This window comes from Streptomyces globosus, assembly GCF_003325375.1.
In the GTDB taxonomy this organism is placed as follows: domain Bacteria; phylum Actinomycetota; class Actinomycetes; order Streptomycetales; family Streptomycetaceae; genus Streptomyces; species Streptomyces globosus_A.
On the sequence record NZ_CP030862.1, the window covers coordinates 2,275,558 to 2,295,004 of the forward strand.

The 19,447-nt window shown below is 74.2% G+C and carries 19 protein-coding genes, 1 tRNA gene and 1 riboswitch; of the genes, 5 read left to right on the forward strand and 15 right to left on the reverse strand.

Annotated elements, in window-relative coordinates; genetic code table 11:
- The first annotated feature begins 47 nt into the window (after positions 1–47).
- Positions 48–1,457, forward strand: coding sequence for an amino acid permease (locus C0216_RS10335; RefSeq protein WP_114054984.1), 1,410 nt, complete (start codon positions 48–50; stop codon positions 1,455–1,457).
- 99 nt (positions 1,458–1,556) lie between these two features.
- Here C0216_RS10335 and C0216_RS10340 read toward each other — a convergent pair whose 3' ends face one another.
- Together C0216_RS10340 and C0216_RS10345 are read right to left on the reverse strand one after the other, a co-directional pair.
- Positions 1,557–3,170 (reverse strand): RNA polymerase sigma factor, encoded by a 1,614-nt coding sequence (locus C0216_RS10340; protein WP_114054985.1) that lies wholly within the window; start codon positions 3,168–3,170, stop codon positions 1,557–1,559.
- Positions 3,171–3,410: 240 nt separating this feature from the next.
- A complete protein-coding gene (locus C0216_RS10345) occupies positions 3,411–4,172 on the reverse strand; it encodes a methyltransferase domain-containing protein (RefSeq protein ID WP_114054986.1) in 762 nt (253 codons plus the stop codon).
- A gap of 69 nt (positions 4,173–4,241) precedes the next feature.
- Positions 4,242–4,317, forward strand: a riboswitch (ZMP/ZTP riboswitch).
- 68 nt (positions 4,318–4,385) lie between these two features.
- On the opposite strand from C0216_RS10345, the gene C0216_RS10350 reads away from it, so the two are divergent.
- Positions 4,386–5,258, forward strand: a complete 873-nt coding sequence (locus tag C0216_RS10350) for a bifunctional 5,10-methylenetetrahydrofolate dehydrogenase/5,10-methenyltetrahydrofolate cyclohydrolase (RefSeq protein ID WP_114054987.1) — start codon at positions 4,386–4,388, stop codon at positions 5,256–5,258.
- Positions 5,259–5,317: 59 nt separating this feature from the next.
- Here the strand turns inward: C0216_RS10350 and C0216_RS10355 are convergent, their stop codons facing one another.
- The 4 genes from C0216_RS10355 to C0216_RS10370 all read right to left on the reverse strand — a co-directional run bounded on the left by C0216_RS10355 (position 5,318) and on the right by C0216_RS10370 (position 9,939).
- Entirely contained in the window at positions 5,318–6,562 is a 1,245-nt protein-coding gene (locus C0216_RS10355) for an MAB_1171c family putative transporter (RefSeq protein WP_114054988.1), read from the reverse strand.
- Positions 6,559–8,094 carry an NAD(P)/FAD-dependent oxidoreductase gene (locus tag C0216_RS10360; RefSeq protein WP_114054989.1) on the reverse strand — a complete coding sequence of 512 codons (1,536 nt, stop codon included), beginning with the start codon at positions 8,092–8,094 and terminating at the stop codon, positions 6,559–6,561. Before C0216_RS10360 ends, C0216_RS10355 begins: the two co-directional genes overlap by 4 nt.
- Positions 8,095–8,284: 190 nt before the next feature.
- A complete protein-coding gene (locus C0216_RS10365; protein ID WP_114054990.1) occupies positions 8,285–8,845 on the reverse strand; it encodes a toxin-antitoxin system, toxin component in 561 nt (186 codons plus the stop codon).
- A complete protein-coding gene (locus C0216_RS10370; RefSeq protein WP_114054991.1) occupies positions 8,842–9,939 on the reverse strand; it encodes a hypothetical protein in 1,098 nt (365 codons plus the stop codon). The genes C0216_RS10365 and C0216_RS10370 overlap by 4 nt, the downstream gene beginning before the upstream one ends.
- Before the next feature lie 340 nt (positions 9,940–10,279).
- Here C0216_RS10370 and C0216_RS10375 point away from each other — a divergent pair, with 340 nt between their 5' ends.
- Positions 10,280–10,708 (forward strand): hypothetical protein, encoded by a 429-nt coding sequence (locus C0216_RS10375; RefSeq protein WP_114054992.1) that lies wholly within the window; start codon positions 10,280–10,282, stop codon positions 10,706–10,708.
- On the opposite strand, the gene C0216_RS10380 is transcribed toward C0216_RS10375, so the two are convergent.
- Positions 10,694–11,506: a helix-turn-helix domain-containing protein gene (locus tag C0216_RS10380; protein ID WP_114058578.1), complete on the reverse strand. Its 813-nt coding sequence runs from the start codon at positions 11,504–11,506 to the stop codon at positions 10,694–10,696. The genes C0216_RS10375 and C0216_RS10380 overlap by 15 nt on opposite strands.
- Positions 11,507–11,621: 115 nt before the next feature.
- On the opposite strand from C0216_RS10380, the gene C0216_RS10385 reads away from it, so the two are divergent.
- Positions 11,622–11,927: a 4a-hydroxytetrahydrobiopterin dehydratase gene (locus tag C0216_RS10385; RefSeq protein WP_114054993.1), complete on the forward strand. Its 306-nt coding sequence runs from the start codon at positions 11,622–11,624 to the stop codon at positions 11,925–11,927.
- Positions 11,928–11,970: 43 nt separating this feature from the next.
- On the opposite strand, the gene C0216_RS10390 is transcribed toward C0216_RS10385, so the two are convergent.
- From C0216_RS10390 to C0216_RS10410, 5 genes are all read right to left on the reverse strand, one after another.
- On the reverse strand, positions 11,971–12,399 hold the full coding sequence (locus C0216_RS10390) for an RICIN domain-containing protein (protein ID WP_114054994.1): 429 nt from the start codon (positions 12,397–12,399) through the stop codon (positions 11,971–11,973).
- A 47-nt stretch (positions 12,400–12,446) separates the two neighbouring features.
- Positions 12,447–13,295 (reverse strand): aldo/keto reductase, encoded by an 849-nt coding sequence (locus C0216_RS10395; RefSeq protein ID WP_114054995.1) that lies wholly within the window; start codon positions 13,293–13,295, stop codon positions 12,447–12,449.
- Positions 13,296–13,490: 195 nt separating this feature from the next.
- Positions 13,491–15,314: an AMP-dependent synthetase/ligase gene (locus tag C0216_RS10400; protein ID WP_114054996.1), complete on the reverse strand. Its 1,824-nt coding sequence runs from the start codon at positions 15,312–15,314 to the stop codon at positions 13,491–13,493.
- Between the two features lie 212 nt (positions 15,315–15,526).
- Positions 15,527–15,611, reverse strand: a tRNA-Leu gene (locus C0216_RS10405).
- Positions 15,612–15,750: 139 nt separating this feature from the next.
- Complete coding sequence (locus C0216_RS10410) at positions 15,751–16,692, reverse strand: beta-ketoacyl-ACP synthase III (RefSeq protein WP_114054997.1); 942 nt, start codon at positions 16,690–16,692, stop codon at positions 15,751–15,753.
- 198 nt (positions 16,693–16,890) lie between these two features.
- On the opposite strand from C0216_RS10410, the gene fdhD reads away from it, so the two are divergent.
- The gene (gene fdhD / locus C0216_RS10415; RefSeq protein WP_114054998.1) at positions 16,891–17,751 is read left to right on the forward strand and encodes a formate dehydrogenase accessory sulfurtransferase FdhD; all 861 of its coding nucleotides are present in this window, start codon (positions 16,891–16,893) and stop codon (positions 17,749–17,751) included.
- On the opposite strand, the gene C0216_RS10420 is transcribed toward fdhD, so the two are convergent.
- The 3 genes from C0216_RS10420 to C0216_RS34960 form a co-directional block, all read right to left on the reverse strand.
- A complete protein-coding gene (locus C0216_RS10420) occupies positions 17,748–18,203 on the reverse strand; it encodes a (2Fe-2S) ferredoxin domain-containing protein (protein WP_246042448.1) in 456 nt (151 codons plus the stop codon). The genes fdhD and C0216_RS10420 overlap by 4 nt on opposite strands.
- A gap of 77 nt (positions 18,204–18,280) precedes the next feature.
- Complete coding sequence (locus tag C0216_RS10425) at positions 18,281–19,303, reverse strand: bile acid:sodium symporter family protein (RefSeq protein WP_114054999.1); 1,023 nt, start codon at positions 19,301–19,303, stop codon at positions 18,281–18,283.
- Positions 19,304–19,312: 9 nt separating this feature from the next.
- Positions 19,313–19,435, reverse strand: a complete 123-nt coding sequence (locus tag C0216_RS34960) for a hypothetical protein (RefSeq protein ID WP_281277915.1) — start codon at positions 19,433–19,435, stop codon at positions 19,313–19,315.
- Positions 19,436–19,447 lie beyond the last annotated feature (12 nt).

A 19,447-nucleotide genomic window follows, 5' to 3' on the forward strand; every position in this document is an offset into this window, starting at 1 on the left:
CATGTGTCGACCTGTCCGGCATGTGAAACACCCGAGGCGCGACCCCCGTGAGCACCACCCCTGCCATAGCCCCGCCCGCCCCGACCGCGGCCCCCGGATCCCCGGCCGCCGAGGCCCGCGAGACCGACGGGGGGAGCGGGGGCCCGCACGCCCGCCGCTTCGGCCTCCCCATCGCGACCTGCCTGGTCATGGGCAACATCATCGGCGGCGGGATCTTCCTCCTGCCGGCCTCGGTGGCCCCGTTCGGCACGATCAGCCTCCTCGCCTTCGGCATCCTCACCCTCGGCGCGATCGCCCTCGCCCTGGTCTTCGGCCGCCTCGCCGAGCGCCTCCCGCACACCGGCGGCCCCTACGTCTACGCCCGGGCCGCCTTCGGCGACTTCGCGGGCTTCCTCGCCGCCTGGACCTACTGGATCACCTCCTGGGTCTCCAACGCGGCCCTCGCCGTCGCCGCCGTCGGCTACCTGGCCGTCCTCTTCCCGGCCGTCGGCGACCACACCTGGTCGATGTGCCTCGCCGCCCTGGCCGTGCAGTGGCTGCCCGCGCTCGCCAACCTGGCCGGCACCCGCTGGGTGGGCACCGTCCAGGTCGTCGCGACCGTCCTGAAGTTCGCCCCGCTGCTGCTCGTCGCCGTCGGCGGCCTGTTCTTCTTCGACCCCGCCAACCTCGGCCCGTTCCAGGCCACCGGCCAGAGCCCCGTCGGCGCACTGTCCGCCTCCGCCGCCATCCTGCTCTTCAGCTACCTCGGCGTGGAGTCCGCCGCCGTCAGCGCCGGCGAGGTCCGCGACCCCGCCCGCAACGTCGGCCGCGCCACCGTCCTCGGCACCGTCGGCGCCGCCGTCGTCTACCTTCTGGGCACCCTCTCCGTCTTCGGCCTCGTCGCCCACGACCGGCTCGTCTCCTCCGAGGCCCCCTTCACCGACGCCGTGAACGCCATGTTCGGCGGCACCTGGGGCGGTACCGTCGTCGCCTGCGCCGCCGTCGTCTCCATGCTCGGCGCCCTCAACGGCTGGACCCTGCTCAGCGCCCAGACCCCGTACGCCGCCGCCAAGGACGGCCTCTTCCCCAAGGCCTTCGAGACCAAGCGGCGCGGCGTGCCCGTCACCGGCGTCGTCGTCACCGTCCTGCTGGCCTCCGCCCTGACCGTCTACAACTACACGGCCGGCTCCGCGGGCGTCTTCGAGAGCCTCGTCCTGATCACCACCTTCACCGCGACCGTCCCCTACCTGCTCTCCACCGCCGCGCAGATCCACCTGCTGCTCACCGGCCGGTCCGAGCAGGTCCACCGCGGCCGCCTCGTCCGCGACGGCGTCGTCGCCTCGCTGGCCTTCGGGTTCTCCATGTGGCTGGTCGCGGGCGCCGGGTACGCCGCCGTCTACCAGGGCGTCCTCTTCCTCTTCGCGGGCGTGCCCGTCTACGCGGTGATGGCCGCCCGGAAGTCCCGCGCGACGGCCTGACCTGCGCAGGAGCGACGAGCACCGCTCCCGGAACGCCGAAGGGCCCGGAAACCCCCGAGAGGGTTTCCGGGCCCTTGCGGGCGCACCTGGCCGCCGCGACTAGTCGAGGTAGTCGCGCAGCACCTGGGAGCGGGACGGGTGGCGCAGCTTCGACATGGTCTTCGACTCGATCTGGCGGATGCGCTCACGGGTGACCCCGTAGACGCGGCCGATCTCGTCGAGGGTCTTCGGCTGGCCGTCGTTCAGGCCGTACCGCATGGACACGACACCCGCCTCGCGCTCGGACAGCGTGCCCAGGATGGACTGGAGCTGCTCCTGGAGGAAGGTGAACGACACCGCGTCGGCCGGAACGACCGCCTCGGAGTCCTCGATCAGGTCACCGAACTCGCTGTCGCCCTCCTCACCCAGCGGGGTGTGCAGGGAGATCGGCTCGCGGCCGTACTTCTGGACCTCGATGACCTTCTCCGGGGTCATGTCGAGCTCCTTGCCCAGCTCCTCCGGAGTGGGCTCGCGGCCGAGGTCCTGCAGCATCTGCCGCTGCACACGGGCGAGCTTGTTGATGATCTCGACCATGTGGACCGGGATGCGGATGGTGCGCGACTGGTCGGCCATGGCGCGGGTGATCGCCTGCCGGATCCACCACGTCGCGTACGTGGAGAACTTGAAGCCCTTGGTGTAGTCGAACTTCTCCACGGCGCGGATCAGGCCGACGTTGCCCTCCTGGATCAGGTCCAGGAACAGCATGCCGCGACCGGTGTACCGCTTCGCCAGGGAGACCACGAGGCGGAGGTTGGCCTCCAGCAGGTGGTTCTTCGCCCGGCGGCCGTCCTCGACGAGGATCTCCAGCTCGCGCCGGTACGCGGGCTTGAGGTCCTCCTCCTCTTCGAGCTTGTACTCGGAGAACAGGCCGGCCTCGATCCGCTTGGCCAGCTCGACCTCCTGCTCGGCGTTGAGCAGCGGCACCTTGCCGATCAGCTTCAGGTAGTCCTTGACCGGGTCGGCGGTGGCACCGGCCACCATCACCGTCTGCGCCGGAGCGTCGTCCTCGTCCTCGTCGGACAGCACGAAGCCCTGGACGGCGCCCGCCGGGGCCTCCTCCTCGACCTCGTCGACGAGGTCCTCGGTCGCCCAGTCCTCGCCCTCGACGGACGGGTTCTCGGCGTCGTCGGCGTCCTTCGCGGTGGTCTTCTTCGCCGCGGTCTTCTTGGCGGCCGTCTTCTTCGCGGCGGCCTTCTTGACCGTCCGCTTCTTCGGCTCGGCGGCGGCAGCGGCCTCCGGGGCCTCGGCAGCGGTGGCCGGAGAAGCGGATATAGCCGCCGCCGGGGCGGCAGCCGCAGCCGCCGTCGTCGCGGCGGCGGCCGCGGCCGCGGCGGTCGCGGCCTTGCTCCGCGCGCCGATCGGCCGCGGCGCGGCGACGGCCTTCTTCGTCACGGTCCGGGCGGGGGCGGAGGCAGCCTTGCGGGGCTTCTTCGCGGCAGCCTTCGTGGCGGGGGCCGCGCTGACGTGGAGGGCGACACCCTCCTCGTCCAGGACCTGGTTCAGGCTGCGCAGGACCCGCTTCCACTGGTCCACCGGGATGCGGCCGGCCTCGAAGGCCTGGCGCACGTCGTCACCGTTGATGTGACCCTGCTCGCGGCCGCGCTCGACGAGAGCGACCAGGGCCTCCGATTCGGCGATCTCCGGAGGGAACGTACGGGACGGGCTGAGCGACACAAGGAGCCTCTCGTTGCGAACAGACAGGAAGTGGGCGGGACATCATCGCGCGGATCGGGAAACAGACCCGAGAGGGGTCTGTATTCCGGGCCGCGCGAGGACACCTGTCGGTTCATCGCGGGCCCGAGTCGATTCGTTACGCGCTGAATTGAGTGACCTGCGCCACGCTGTGTGCGGGCAACCTTTCGGCCCGAAAACCGTCCGCGCCCCCGCGCCGCCGCCGGCCGCCCCACCGGCCCCTCAGCCCGCCCTGCGGGCCTCGATGAGGAAACGGGAGGTGTGCGCGACGAACGGACCCTCGTGCTCGATGCGTTCGTGGAGCTCCTGCAGCCGCTCACGGTAGTGCCCCACGGTGAATCCCGGAACCATCCACACCACCTTCCGCAGGAAATAGATCACCGCGCCGATGTCGTGGAACTCGGTCCGCAGCCGCTCCGAGCGCAGGTCCACCACCTCCAGCCCCGCCCTCGAGGCCTCGGCGACGGCGTCGTCGGGGTGCCGGCGCCGCCGGACCCCATCCGGCTGCGGGCCGAGGAAGAACTCGACCAGCTCGAAGACGCTCGCCGGCCCGACCTGCTGCGAGAAGTACGTGCCGCCCGGGGCCAGCACCCGCGCGATCTCGTCCCACCAGACCGTCACCGGGTGCCGGCTGCACACCAGCTCGAACGCCCCGTCGCCGAACGGCAGCGGCGGCTCGTCGGGATCGGCGACGACGACCGCGCCCAGCGGGTGCAGCAGCCGCGTGGCCCGGTCGACGTTCGGCGGCCAGGACTCCGTCGCGGCCGCCAGCGGCGGCAGCGGCCCGGCCCCGGCGAGGACCTCCCCGCCGCCGGTCTGGACGTCCAGCACCGACCGCACCCGGGCCAGGCGCTCGCCCAGCATGCGCTGGTAGCCCCAGGAGGGGCGCTGCTCAGTGGCCCGCCCGTCCAGCCAGGAGAAGTCCCACCCGTCCACCGAGACGGTCTCCGCCTCCGCCACCAGATGGTCGAAAGTTCGCGTCATGATCCATATCGTCCCAGGCGGGGAGCGGGCCATCCACCGATATTCCGCCCGCCGTGTTCGACTACAGTGGTCGCGGGCCGTGACTGGCGTTCGGGTGGATCACCACCGGGGAGCGGCCCGGCGTACGACCGTACGCCCGGCGTACCCCCGCGTACGCCGACTGCCGCGCGCCTGGGCGAACCGCGATTCCGCAGCGACGCCCAGGAGACCCCTATGACGACTGCCCAGACCGCCCGGCTCATGGACGGCACCGCCCTCGCCCGCCGCATCTCCGAGCAGACCGCCCTGCACGCCGCGAACCTCGCCCGGCGCACCGGAACCGCCCCCTGCCTGGCGACCGTGCTGGTCGGCGAGGATCCCGCCTCCGTCACCTACGTCCGGATGAAGCAGAACCGCTGCGCCAAGGCCGGCATCACCTCCCGGCACGTGGCGCTGCCCGCACAGACGACGACCGAGGAGCTCGTCGCCACCATCACCGCCCTCTCCGAGGACCCGGAGATCAGCGGCATCCTGCTCCAGCACCCGGTGCCGCACCACATCGACGAGCGGGCCGCCTTCGAGGCCATCGCCCCCGGCAAGGACGTCGACGGCGTCACCATGCACTCCTTCGCCGCCATGGGCTTCGGCCTGCCCGGCTTCGTCTCCTGCACCCCCGGCGGGATCATGCGCCTGCTCGCCGAGTACGACGTCGACCTGACCGGCAGGCACGCCGTCGTCGTCGGCCGCAGCGCCATCCTCGGCAAGCCCGCCGGCATGCTGCTGCTGGAGCAGAACGCCACCGTCACCTACTGCCACTCCCGCACCAAGGACCTGTCCTCGATCGTCCGGCAGGCCGACGTCCTGGTCGCCGCCGTCGGCAAGGCCGAGTTCATCCGCGGCGAGGACATCAAGCCCGGCGCCGTCGTCCTGGACGCCGGCTACAACGAGGGCAACGTCGGCGACGTCCACTTCGAGTCCGCAGCCGCCCGCGCCTCCCTGATCACCCCGGTCCCCGGCGGCGTCGGCCCGATGACCATCGCCGTCCTGCTGGAGCAGACCGTGCAGGCCGCCGCCGCCCAGGCCGGCCTCTCCCTCACGGACCTCTGACCGCCCGCGGGTCGGCCGCCGCGCCCGCACCCCCGTACCGCCGGAACGCCCCGGATCCCTCACCCCGGGGCGTTCCGGCCTTCCCACGGCCGCGGAGCGGGCTCCGGCTCCGCCGGGGCGCGCCGCACCGCAGCCACGATCGGCGAGGAGCTGAACTCCCGGGCCAGCTCCGCCAGCGGCCGCGAATCCAGCCGGTGCGGGTCGTCGGGCCCCCGGTCGGCCGGCTCCCGGTGCTCCCCGACGCAGCCCGCCAGGTCGGCGGCGGCCCGCCTGCGCACGGCCGCCGCGAGCATCGCCGCGTCCGCCACGACCGACGCCTGCGGCTCCCCGATCCCCTCGGCGCGCGCCGCCTCGTACGCCGCCAGCCGCACCCCGGGGTCGAACCAGCACCCCAGCGCCAGGATCCCGTCGTCGATCACCGACTCGCGGTGGATCAGCCGGATCCCGATCGGGGACCACCAGGTCAGCGGCACCGTCATCACGCTCGGCGAGGCGAACCCGCGCAGTTCCTTCCACAGGGGGCGCAGCGTCCGGTAGCGGCTGTAGTCCCGCCAGGCGGGCGATCCGCCGACCAGCGGCACGATGAAACCGGAGCCCACCATCAGCGCCGCCGCCGCCGCGAACGGCGGGGCCACGTACGTCGACAGCGCGTCCCAGTCGCGGCCCGCCCAGCGTGCACCGACCGCCGCCCACTTGGAGACCAGGTAGCACAGGTCGAGGACCCCGCCCAGCACGATCAGCGCCAGGCCGGTCCGCAGCGGGCGCAGCCGGCGCAGCGAGGGGCCCACCCGCCGCAGCCACTTCCAGCACAGCACCGTCATCACCGAGCTGGCCGCCGTGTGCGCCAGCAGGTAGCAGACGATCATCTCGCGCACCCACGGCGTGTTCGCGTAGTACGTGTCGAGGTCCCGCAGCCGCTCCACGGGCGCCTCGCCCCTGACGAACAGCAGCACGATCAGCAGCGTGACCGCGCCGAACACGGCGACCGTCAGCCGGGTGGCCCGCCGCACTGCTGCCGGCGGGCCGCCGCTCCAGTGCAGCACCAGCACGACGCACGACCCGGAGAACGCCGTCAGCGCCCCGTACACCAGGGGCGCCGAGAAGTTGGTGATCCCGGTGAGCCGGTTGACCGCCGCGATGGTCGGGGGAGCCGCCAGGAACATCACGAGGCAGCCGGCGAACAGCACCGCGCACACCGCGCGCATCAGCGGCTGGTCCCAGCCGCGCCGCAGCGTCGGCGCCTTGATCAGCAGGGCCAGGATCAGCACCGACCCCGGCACGTAGAGGATGAGCCCGTCCGTCATCGGGCCCGGCCGGCACGGCCCACCGGATCGACCGGGTCCACGGGGTCGGCGGGGTCGGGGGAGCCGGCGGGGTCCGCGGGCGGCGACGGCGGGGGGCCGGCCGGCTCCGCGGCCGCAACGGCGGCCCGTACGGGGTCCGCGTCCAGCCCGGCGACGGCCCGTTCGGCGGCCGTCAGCGGCGCGGCCTTCAGCGCACCCCGGTCGGAGGCGCGCAGCACGTGCCACACCACCGACGGGCCCAGCCAGTGCGTGGGCGGACTGCTCATTGTGATGACCTGGAGGAACGCCGCCGTCAGCGCCTCCCGCGTGGTCGCCCCCGTCATCAGCCGGCTGACGTAGGCGTTCAGCAGACCGGTCCCGGTCCGCGGCCGCATCCCCGTCGCCCCCGGGTACAGGATGTCCTGCGACGTGGCCAGCTCCCAGGCGGTGGCCACCTGCGGGGCCAGCGCCCGCTGCGCCTCCCGGCCGATGGACGGGTGGGCGAGCCCCTTGGCCCGCAGCAGCGCCCGCACCGCGAGCAGTCCCCGGGCGGCGACCGTCATGCCCTGCCCGTACAGCGGGTTGAAGGTGGCCACGGAGTCCCCGACCGCGAAGAACCCGTCGGGCAGGTCGGCCTTCTCGAAGTAGACGCGGCGGTTCGCGGTGCCCTGCGTGACGGCGACGTCCGTGAGCGGTCGGCGCTTTTCGAGGAGCTCGCCGACGATGGGATCGCGGACGCTCTTGGCGAACGGGACGAACAGCTCCGGATCCCCGGTCGGCTGCCCGCCGCGGGTGCCGGACAGCGTCGCCTGCCACTGCCCGTTCTCGATCGGCACGATCGTCGCGGTCCGGCCCGGGACGGGAACCCGCGGATCGGACTGCACGTTGACGATGGGGAAGCCCGACTCGTGTGCCCCCGGCGGTGCCTCGAACAGCCGCGTCGCGTACACCAGCCCGGAGTCCACTTCAGCCTGCCGGATCCCGCCCGCGCCGAGCTCCCGCAGCCAGATCCGGGAGCGCGAGCCGCGCCCGCTCGCGTCGACCACGAGGTCGGCGGTGACCAGCCGCCCCTTCTCCTCCGGGGTGTCGACGCGGACGCCGGTGATCCGGGCCGCCGTCCCCTCCAGGGCCCGCACCCGGCTCCGCTGGAGGACGGTCACCCCGCGCAGGCCCCTCACCCGGGCCCGGACGACCGCGTCGAGGAGGTCCCGGCTGCACGAGATGGTGAACTGCTTCTCCCGGCACCGCGGGATCCAGCCCTGCGCCGTCATGGTGACCAGCTCGACGGGCAGGCTGCGGCGCATCGCGCCCGCGGCGATCCACTCCTGTGTGATCCCCGGCAGGATCTTCTCGATGGCCCGAGCCCCGCCCGACCACAGGACGTGCACGTGCCGGGCCTGCGGGAGCCCGCGCCGCGGCACGGGGCCGTCGGGCAGCACGTCGGCATCGACGATCGTGACCGTCGCGTGCTCGGCGAGCACGGCCGCGGCGAGGAGCCCGGCCATGCTGCCGCCGATGACGACGGCGTGACGGGGCTGGGGGTAAGCGGTCATGTGTGGGTGCTGCTCTCTGTCAGGGCCGCAGGCGGTCAGCGGCGCGCGAGGAACGTCGGCGGCGTCGGCGGCGTCGGCGGGGGCGTCGGCCGGGAGGGCGGTGCGGGGCGCGGCGCCCGCAGCGTGCGGCCTGCCGCGGCGTGCCCCGTCGTGCCCTGCCTCTCCGTGCCCTGCCTCTCCGTGCCTTGCCTCACCGCGCCCATCCCAGGGCCGTGCCGATCCGCTCGATCTGCTCGCACTGCGCCTGCCGAGGCGGCTCCAGGAAACCCTTGAGGATCTTCCCGAGGTGCAGTCCGAACGTCTCGGCCCGGATCTCCGCCGGGTCCTGCCGGTCCGCCCGGGCGGCCGCCTGCCGTACGACGCTCCCCAGCCCTGCCTGCGAGTTCAGCAGTTCCGCCAGGTCTCCGTGGCGGCCCGCGATCCGGGCGGCGACCGCCATGCCCGGGCCGTGGCTGTCACAGGTGCCCTCCTCCAGGTGCCACAGCTCGTGGCAGGCGATGACGAGCTGGTGCTCCGGCCGGGTCCGCTCCTCGATGACGAGCAGGTCGCGATCCGCCATCTCCAGCCACAGCCCGCTGGCGGTGTCCGGCGGGAACCCGGCGAACCGGAAGTTCACCGGCCGGCCGCCGCGCCTGCGCCCGTACGCCGCGCACAGGCTCCCGATGATCGCGGCGGCGTCGGCCGGCGGGGCCAGGCGCACGCCCGCCAGCAGATCCGCGCCGAGCTTCCGCATGGTCCGTGTCGTCCTCATGGCACTCCCCCCTCGGCAGCGTCTTCGCGGCCCCGCACCGTGCGGGCCGGGCCCTCCCCGCGTGCGCCCGGGATCCCGAGCCGGCCCTCCCGGGCCAGCAGGTCGTCCAGGTGGTCGCGCAGCGACTGCCGGCCTGCGGCGGAGAGCCGGCCGGCCCGCGCGGCGATGCCGCGGACGTCATGCGCCCGCAGGGCCCCCAGCATCGGGTTGGCCGCGTCCCCGCCGGAGGCCAGCAGCCCGTGTTCGATGTCGGCGAGCGCGGCCGCCAGCGCCTCGGTGTCGTCCGCGAGGAGGAAGCCGCTGTCCACCCCGTAGAACCGCTGGATGCCGGCGGCCGCGGCCAGGCTCGGCAGCCCCTCGCCGCGGGCGAGGCGGGTCAGCGACTGCCCCGAGGCGTCGAACGAGCGGGCGATCGCGTCCAGCGAGTGCGGCTGGCCGTCGGGCCGCAGGCGGGTGCGCCGCAGATGGGTGAAGCGCTGGTGGACCTGCTCCGGCAGCGGGAGCCGCGGCGGCCGGCCCTCGAGGGTCTGCGCGACGGCGTGCGGCGGCATGCCCGTCAGGTGGGAGAGGAGGTCAAGGTCGTCGGCGGCGCCCGACCCGGACACGGCGCCCGCGGCCGCCCCCGGAGCGGCGGGCACGGTGGCGCCGGGGCAGGTGGAGGTCGCCACGGCCGCGACGGCCCGCTCCACCGCGCTCCGGCTGTCGGCGAGGAGGAAGCCCGCGTACACCCCGAAGAAGCGCTGCACCCCCGCCGCATGCCGTAACCGGGGCAGCCCGGTCCCGGCGTTCAGCGGGCCCAGGGACGCCCCGGGGGCGTCGAAGTCGTCGGCGATCGCGGCGAGCGGCCACTCCCGCCCCTGCCTGTCCCGCCGGGTGGCCCGCAGCCACCGGAACCGCCGGTGCACCCGCACGCATAACGGCACGGCCGGCGCAGCCCCCGCCAACACGGCCGGAATCAGGGCCGGTTCGACCCCGCTCAGATGCCCGAGCCGCTCCGCGTCGAGCACCTCGCGCGGATCCGCCCCCCGCTGCTCCGCCAGCACCGCGACGCGCTCCCAGGTCGCGGCGAGGGCGGGACGGAAAACGGCATCCACCGTGTGGTTCTCCCTGTGTCGACAGGACGTTCGAGGGTCGATCGGCTTGCAAGCAGCGTAGCCCGCGAGCCGCAAGAGGGAGATAAGAACCCAACGTTTCCTGCGCTCCACATCAAAGAACGTTGGCCCCGGCCTGCCCCGCCCCGGCCCGAGCCCGGCCGACTCCCATGACCCCTGAGGTAATCGACCGCGGCAACCCCCCGGCGGCACAGTGGGGGCACCGGACGGCGCGGCCCGCCGGAAGCGCCCCGGCCCACCCCGGAGCGGCCCCGGCCGCCCCCGCCGCCCGTCCCGTTCCGCGCCCGTCCACCCCGCCGCCCCCTCTGGAGGTTGATCCGCCGTGTCCGCAACCCTGGTCGCCGGAGTCGCCCGTACCGCGGTGCCGCAGACCGCCCTGCGCCGCTTCCTCGCCCTCGACGCCGCCGTCACCGGAGCCAACGGCCTCGCCTACGCCGCCTTCAGCGCCCCCCTCGGCCGGCTCCTCGGCATCGGCGCGGACACGCTGTTCGGCCTCGGCTTCCTCCTCACCGCCTACGCCGCAGCCGTCGCCTGGACGGCCTCGCGGCGCCGGCCCCCGGCCCGGCCCGTCGCCCTCGTCATCGAGGCCAACTGCGCCTGGACGGTGCTCAGCCTCGTCTCCCTGTTCCTGTGGGACGCCCCCACCGCCGCCGGGCTGGTGTGGGTCCCGGCGCAGGCGCTCGCCGTCGCCGGCTTCGCCCTCCTGCAGCACCTGGCGCTGCGGGCCTGCGCCGCGTCAGACCGCCAGTGAGCGCAGGTACTCCACCGTCGCCGGGTCGGCCGGGAGCATCGTCTCGATGGCCAGCTCGGCGACGGTCACGTCCATCGGCGTGTTGAACGTCGCGATGGACGACACGAAGGACAGCACCCGCCCGTCGTGCTCGATCACCAGCGGCAGCGCGATGTACGGGACCGCCCCGCCGTCCCCCGCCGGGCCGGCGGCCCGCCCCTGCGGCACGGGATAGGCCGCCACCTCCTCGTACAGGGCGCGCAGCACCTGCGAGCGGGACAGCGCGATCTGCCGCTCCATCTGCGCCAGCAGGTGGCCCCGCCACTCGGGCAGGTTGCGGATCCGCGGCGCCAGCCCCTCCGGGTGCAGGGTGATCCGCATCGCGTTCAGCGGCGGCACCAGGAGGTGCTCCGGCAGCCCGTCCAGCAGCATCAGGACACCGCGGTTCGCCGCGACCACGTCGTACACCGCGTCCACGACGAGCGCCGGGTACGGCTCGTACCCGGTCAGCAGCCGCTGGAGCCCCTCCCGCAGCGTCCCCATCGCGGGGTCCGCCAGCGGCGTCTGCGCGTACTGCGGCGCGTACCCGGCCGCCAGCAGCAGCGAGTTGCGCTCGCGGACGGGCACGTCGAGGCGGTCGGCGAGCCGGAGCACCATCTCCCGGCTGGGCGCGGACCGGCCCGTCTCGATGAAGCTGATGTGCCGCGCCGAGGAGTCGGCCCGGCCGGCGAGCTCCAGCTGGCTGATGCCGCGCCGCTGCCGCCAGGTGCGCAGCAGCTCCCCGACGGTGCCGCCGCCCGCACGTGTCATGGTCGCCATGCACACGACGCTACCCCAGCGCGCCGGACCGGCGCGGAGCCTTCCTTCCCGCGCCTGCTGTGGGAACCTTGACCCCTCGTCAGGAGTTGGACCCGGCAGGGGAAGGAGCACGCCGATGGCAGCAGAACCGCTTTCGCAGAAGGAGATCGAGGACCGGCTGCGGGAGCTGCCCGGCTGGTCCTTCGAGGGCGACAGCCTCCACCGCACCTACCGGCTCGGCTCACACGTCGCGGCGGGCGCGCTCGTCGTGCACATCGCCGCCGTGCAGGACGAACTCGACCACCACTCCGACCTCACCCTCGGCTACAACACCGTCCGCCTCTCGGTGAACACGCACAGCGCGGGAGACGCCGTCACCGAGTCCGACTTCGCACTCGCCGAGCGCGTCGAAGCCCTGGCCCCGGCCCACGGCGCGCACTGACAGCAGACCGCCGCCGCCCGGCCGGGCCCGCCACCGGGACCCGCTACGCCACCGGCTCCAGCCGCCACCACTGCGCGGGCGAGTCGGTGTCCTCGCCCTGCCGGGCGCGGCCCTCCCCGTCCGCCTCCAGCGACAGCCCGCTGATGCACGCCACCAGCGACACCACCCCCGGATCGTCGAGGTGCTCCTCGACGATCCACTCCTGCGCACCGAACTCGTTCGGCCGCCACACCTGCACCCGCGCGCCGCTCTCCGTCGACGCGTTCGCCACGTCCAGCCGCCTGCCGTTGTGCACGCTCACCACATGGACGATGCCGCCGCCGCTGTGCACCGGCGACAGCCGCCACTGCACGGCGGCCGCCGACGCGGGCGGGCCCTCCGGCCCCACCCCCACCGCCGTGCCGCCCTCCAGCCGCAGGAGCAGCCCGCTCGCCACGTTGCGCACCCGGTACACCCCGTCCGGAACGGACAAGCGAGCCCCCTGCTCAGATGTCGAAGCTGCTCGGAAACCGAAGCCGCTCAGATGTCGAAGACCGCCGGATCCGGCCCGATACGCCCGGCCCGCGGCCCACTGCCGAGCGCCTCCAGCCGCGCCATGTCCGCGGCGTCCAGCTCGAAGCCGAACACGTCCAGGTTCTCCCTGATCCGCGACGGCGTCACCGACTTCGGGATCGCGACGTTCCCCAGCTGGAGGTGCCAGCGCAACACTACCTGCGCCGGGGAACGCCCGTACCGGCCGGCGACGTCCGCCACCTCGGGCAGCCGCAGCAGCTCACCGCCCTGCCCCAGCGGCGACCACGCCTCCGTGGCGATGCCCAGCCGCCCGTGCAGGTCCCGCAGTTCGGCCTGCGGGAACAGCGGGTGCAGCTCGACCTGGTTCACCGCCGGCACCAGCGCGCTGCGCTCGCCGAGCCGCGCCAGATCCTCCGGCCGGAAGTTCGACACCCCGACGGCCCGCGCCCGCCCGCTCGCCGCGATCTCCTCGAAGGCCTCCCAGATGTGCAGGAAGTCGTCGCGCATCGGACGCGGCCAGTGGATCAGGTACAGGTCGACGTGGTCGAGGCCCAGCCGGTCCAGCGACCTCCCGAACGCCTCCAGCACCTCGGCCCGCCGCCAGGTCCGCTGCCGGCCGTTCCACAGCTTCGTCGTGACGAACACCTCCTCGCGCGGCACCCCGGCCGCCGCCAGCCCCTTCCCGGTGCCCGTCTCGTTGTCGTACGCGGCCGCCGTGTCGATGCTGCGGTAGCCCGCCTCCAGCGCCGTCCGCACGGCGCGCTCGGCCTCGTCGTCGGGCACCTGCCAGACGCCGTAGCCCAGCCGGGGCATGGGGACGCCGTTGTTGAGGGTGATCGCGGGGATGTCGTTCACGCTGCCGTTCCTCGGGGTGGCGGGGACCGCACCGGAGCCGTACGGGCACGCCCCGGCCCGGGGGCGCCCGTACGGCCGCCCGCCCCGACGTATTCCCGCCGCCGCGCCCGCCCCTCCCTGCAGCGGCCCGCCTGCGACCCGGACGGGCCCGGATCCACCCGTACGGCCGCGCCCGGACCGCGGTCCAGGCGCGGGTCACGGCCGGTACAGGGCCGCGACCTCCCGCGCGTACGCCGTCTCGATCGCCCGCCGCCGCAGCTTCAGCGACGGCGTCAGCAGCCCCCGCTCCGGCGTGAACTGCTCGGGCAGCACCCGGAACGCCCGGATCGCCTCGGCCTGCGACACCAGTGTGTTCGCCGCCACCACGGCCCGCCGCACCTCCGCCGCCAGGTCCTCGTCGTGCACCAGCTCGGCCGCCCGCAGCTGCGGGCGGCTCCGCATCGACAGCCAGTGCGCCACCCCCTCCTCGTCCAGGGTGATCAGCGCGGCCACGTACGGCCGGTCGTTGCCGACCAGCACGCACTGCGCGACCAGCGGATGCGAGCGCACCCGCTCCTCCAGCGCGGCAGGCGCGACGCTCTTGCCGTTGGAGGTCACGAGGATCTCCTTCTTCCGCCCGGTGATCACCAGGTAGCCGTCCTCGTCCAGCCGCCCGATGTCGCCGGTCGCGAGCCAGCCGCCGCGCAGCACCGCCCGCGTGGCCCGGGCGTCGCCCAGGTAGCCGGAGAACACGTGCCGCCCGTGCAGCCACACCTCCCCGTCCTCGGCGATGTGCACCGCCCCGCCCGGGATCGGCCGGCCCACCGTGCCGTACTTCGTCGCGCCCGGCTGGTTGGCGGTGGCCGCCGCGCACGACTCGGTCAGCCCGTACCCCTCGAACACGGTGATCCCGGCGCCCTGGAAGAACAGCCCGAGCCGCCGCGACATCGCCGACCCGCCCGACATCGCGTACCGGACACGGCCGCCCACCGCCGCGCGGACCCGCCCGTACACCAGCCGCTCGTACAGCCGGTGCTGCACGCGCAGCGCCGCCGACGGCCCCGGCCCCGTCCCGAACGCCTGCAGCTCGCACGCCTCCGCGTACCGCACGGCCGCCTCGACGGACCGGTCGAAGACACCGACCCGCCTCTCCGCCTCCGCCGCCCGGCGGGCCGCCGCGAACACCTTCTCGAACACGTACGGCACACCCAGCACGAACGTCGGCCGGAACGCCGCCAGCTCCGGAACCAGCTCCGCCGCCGCAAGCTCCGGCTGGTGCCCCAGCTTGACCCCCGCCCGGACGGCCGCGACCTCCACCACCCGCCCGAAGACGTGCGCGAGCGGCAGGAACAGCAGCGTCGACGGCACCTCCCCGGGCCCGGTCCGGAACACCGGCTCCCACCGCCGGACCAGCGTGTCCGCCTCGAACATGAAGTTCGCGTGGGTCAGCACGCACCCCTTGGGGCGCCCGGTCGTCCCCGACGTGTAGATGACGGTGGCCACGGCCTCGGGCACCACCGCGCCCCGCCGCCGGTGCACCGCGTCCTCCGGCACGACCCGCCCGTCGGCGACGAGCGCGGCGAGGGCCCCGGCATCGAGCTGCCACAGCCGCCGCAGCCGCGGCAGCCCCCCGAGGACCGACCCGACGGTCATGGCCTGGTCCTCGTTCTCGACGACGCACGCGGTGCACCCGGAATCGGACAGGATCCACTGCACCTGCTCGGCGGAGGAACTCGGGTACACGGGCACGGGCTGGGCGCCGACCGCCCACAGCGCGAAGTCGAACAGCGTCCACTCGTACCGGGTCCGGGACATCACCGCCACCCGGTCCCCTGACTCCACCCCCTGCGCCACCAGCCCGCGCGCCAGCGCCAGCACCTCGGCGGCGAACTCCCCGGCCGTCACGTCCCGCCAGACCCCGTCCTGCTTGCGGCCCATGACCACCCGGCCCGGCTCCTCCCGGGCGCTGCGGAACACGCAGTCGGCAAGCCCCCCGACGGCCGCCTCCACCACCACGGGCGGGACCACAACCTCCCGCACACCCGCTCCTCTCCGCACACCGCCTCCGCCGCCCCGATGGGAGCCCCGCAGGCACAGCGGGGACGGGACGACGACAAAGCGGCGGAGAGCATGCCCACCGGCCCGGCCGCGAACCCACCACACATGGCGGGAACCCGCCGCGGGCGAGCTTCCGCCCCGCCCGGCACACAAAACGAAGAAGACCCCTGCCGAAACAGGGGTCTTCTTGTCGGTGTCCGAGGGGGGACTTGAACCCCCACGCCCGATAAAGGGCACTAGCACCTCAAGCTAGCGCGTCTGCCATTCCGCCACCCGGACCAGGTGACCGCCCCGGTTTCCCGCGGCGACATGGACAACAATAGCAGCAGTTCGGCGTGGTTCCGACCAGGTGTTTCGACGGCTGGGTGCTCGCTGACCTGCGGGCATGCCGTCCGGGCCGGGGCGGCATGCCCGGGCGTCACGGGCAGGCGACGACCTGGCCCGCGTACGAGAGGTTGCCGCCGAAGCCGAAGAGGAGGACCGGGGCGCCCGACGGGATCTCGCCGCGCTGCACCAGCTTCGACAGTGCCATCGGGATGCTGGCCGCGGAGGTGTTGCCCGAGTCGACGACGTCCCGGGCGACGACCGCGTTCACCGCGCCGATCTTCCGGGCCAGCGGCTCGATGATCCGCAGGTTGGCCTGGTGCAGCACCACGCCCGCCAGCTCCTCCGGGGTGATCCCCGACTTCTCGCACACCTCGCGGGCCAGCGCGGGCAGCCGGCCCGTCGTCCAGCGGTACACGGCCTGGCCCTCCTGGGCGAAGACCGGGGGAGTGCCCTCGATGCGGACCGCGTGCCCCATCTCCGGGACGGAACCCCACAGGACCGGCCCGATGCCCGGCTCCGGGCTCGCCTCGACGACGGCCGCGCCCGCCCCGTCGCCCGTCAGGACGCAGGTGGTGCGGTCGGTCCAGTCCGTGATCGCGGTCATCTTGTCGGCGCCGATCACCAGCGCGCGCCTCGCGGACCCGGCGCGGATCGCGTGGTCCGCCGCCGCCAGCGCGTGCGTGAAGCCCGAGCAGACCACGTTGAGGTCCATCACCGCGGGCCCGCCGCCCATGCCCAGCTTGGCCGCGACGCGCGCGGCCGTGTTCGGGGAGCGGTCGATCGCCGTCGAGGTGGCCACCAGGACGAGGTCGACGTCGTCCGGGGCGAGGCCCGCGCCCGCGAGGGCCTTGCCTGCCGCCTGGAAGGCCAGCTCGTCCACCGGCTCGTCGTCTCCCGCTATGTGCCGGGTCTTGATGCCGACGCGCGAGCGGATCCACTCGTCGTTGGTGTCGACCATGGCCGCCAGGTCCTCGTTGGTGAGCACTCCGGCAGGCTGGTAGTGCCCCAGCGCCACCACGCGTGAACCGGTCATGGGCGCGAATCCCCCTCGTACGGCAGTCAGGATCACCCAGCTTGACCGGCTACCGGTCGGTACGGGTGCGAGGGTTCCGACAGGATTACCGCCCGGGAATTTGGAGATTCCACAGCCTCCGCCCGATCCGGGACAATGGGCCCGACAGGTGTACGACGCAGTACACGGACGCGGGCGAGGACGGGCGGGCTGAACACCATGGGACGGGTCACCGAGCGCCGCCGCGTCGTCAGGGTCCGGGGCGGCGTCGCCGGAACGCGCCCCGACACGCTCGTCGCGGAGGAGCCGCTGGAGATCCGCCTCGGCGGCAAGCCGCTGGCGATCACCATGCGCACCCCCGGCGACGACTTCGCCCTCGCCGTCGGCTTCCTCGTCAGCGAAGGCGTCGTGGGCTCCGCCGACGACGTACGCGCCGTCACGTACTGCGAAGGCGCCGCCGAGGACGGCTCCAACACCTACAACGTCGTCAACGTGCAGCTCGCCCCGGGCGTCGCCCTGCCGGACATCACGCTCGAACGGAACGTGTACACGACGTCCTCCTGCGGCCTGTGCGGCAAGGCCAGCCTCGACGCCGTCCGCACCGCGACCCGCTTCCCTCCCGCCGCCGACCCCGTACGCCTCCCCGTCGGCCTCGTCGGCGAGCTGCCCGACCGTCTGCGCGCCGCCCAGAAGGTCTTCGACCGCACCGGCGGGCTCCATGCGGCCGGCCTGTTCTCGGCAGGCGGCGAGCTGCTCGACGTCCGCGAGGACGTCGGCCGCCACAACGCCGTCGACAAGATCATCGGCCGGGCCGTGCAGGCCGGGCGGCTCCCGCTGGCCGGGTCGGTGCTGCTCGTCTCCGGCCGGGCCTCCTTCGAACTCGCCCAGAAGGCCGTCATGGCCGGCATCCCCGTCCTCGCGGCCGTCTCGGCGCCGTCCTCCCTGGCCGTCGACCTCGCCCAGGAGGCGGGGCTCACCCTGATCGGCTTCCTGCGCGGCGGGGACATGAACATCTACGCGGGCGAGGAGCGGATCGAGTTCCCCGCCCCGGTCGGCCAGGGGGTTTCGCAACGCCCCTAGCGGCCCCGCCGCGCCCTGCCGCCCCTGGCCTTCGGGGCGCCGGACCGGCCGGCGTCCGGCGTCTTCGGCTCCGGCGGCTCGATGCGGTGCAGGTCCAGTGTCGCCGGCAGCGGGGCCACGCCCGGGCCGCCCGCCTGCGCCCAGGCGATGACCTCGTCCGTCGCCGTGTCGTCCAGCGCCCACCCGAACCAGGCCGCGCGGGCGCCCCGCCGCCGCGCCTCCGTCGCCGGCTGCACCACGACCACGTTGGCCTGCGCGCACGGGCCCAGGCAGTCGCTCGTCCGTACGGCGACACGCCCGCCGGAGGCGGCGGCCGCCTCCTGGAGCCGGGCCAGCTGGCCGGCGTGGTCGGTCCCCGGGTTCTTGCGGGGGTCCCCGCAGCAGCAGCCGCGGCAGACGACGAGCGTGCAGGGGCGTTCGGCGCGGGCACCGAGCGGGCGTATCCAGGTCACCACCGAACGTTAACGGGCCCCGCTTGCAAGGGCGTCGGCAGCCGGGGGAGACCTGCGCCACACCCCCGGCGGAGCCGTCACGGGCGCACACCCGCCGCCGCGACGACCGCCCCGGCCTCCGCCGCCTCCTCCGGGGCCCGGGCGCGGCGGCGCGCCAGCACGGCGCACACCATCAGCTGCATCTGGTGGAACAGCATCAGCGGCAGCACCGCCAGGCTTGCCTGCGCCCCGAACAGCACGCTCGCCATCGGCAGCCCCGCCGCCAGGCTCTTCTTCGACCCGGCGAACTGGATCGCGATCCGGTCCGCCCGCCCGAACCCGAGCCGCTTCGCCCCGTACCAGGTCACCAGCAGCATCACGGCCAGCAGTACCGCCTCCACCGCGAGCAGCGCCCCCAGCCGCAGCACCCCGACGCGGTGCCAGATCCCGGCGGCGACGCCCGCGCTGAACGCCGCGTACACCACCAGCAGTATCGATCCGCGGTCCACGAGCCCCAGCGCCGCCCGGTGCCGGGTGGTGAAGCCGCCGATCCGCGGGCGCAGGGCCTGCCCGAGCAGGAACGGCACCAGCAGCTGGAGCGCGATCCGACCCAGCGCGTCCGCCGAGAACCCGCCTGCGGCACTCCCGACCAGCACGGCGGCCAGCAGGGGCGTGAGGACCATCCCGGCGAGGCTGGAGAAGGAGCCCGCGCAGATCGCCGCGGGCACGTTCCCACGGGCGATCGACGTGAACGCGATCGACGACTGGATGGTGGACGGCACCGCGCACAGGAACAGCAGCCCCCCGTACAGCGGCGGCGTCAGCACCCACGGCACCAGCCCGCGGGCGGCCAGCCCCAGCACCGGGAACAGCACGAACGTGCAGGCCAGCACCGTCAGGTGGAGCCGCCAGTGGCGCAGCCCGTCCAGCGCCTCACGGGTGGACAGCCGCGCCCCGTAGAGGAAGAACAGCAGCGCGACGGCGACGGCGGCCGCACCCTCGGCGAGGGTCGCGGCCGTCCCGCGGGCAGGGAGCAGGGAGGCCAGGGCGACGGTGCCGAGCAGGGCCAGTACGTACGGATCCAGCGGCAGCCGGGCGGGCAGTCGGAGGCGGCGGGGCATGGGCGGGGCTCACTTGCGGTCGACGGGGCGGCGGGCGGGCCGGAGGCGGGCGGGCCGGTCGCGGCCGCGCTCCCTCCACATCGTCGGCCTGCTCCGCTCATCGGGAAACCCGTACACCGCACTGACTGCCATCGCGCTGCATGA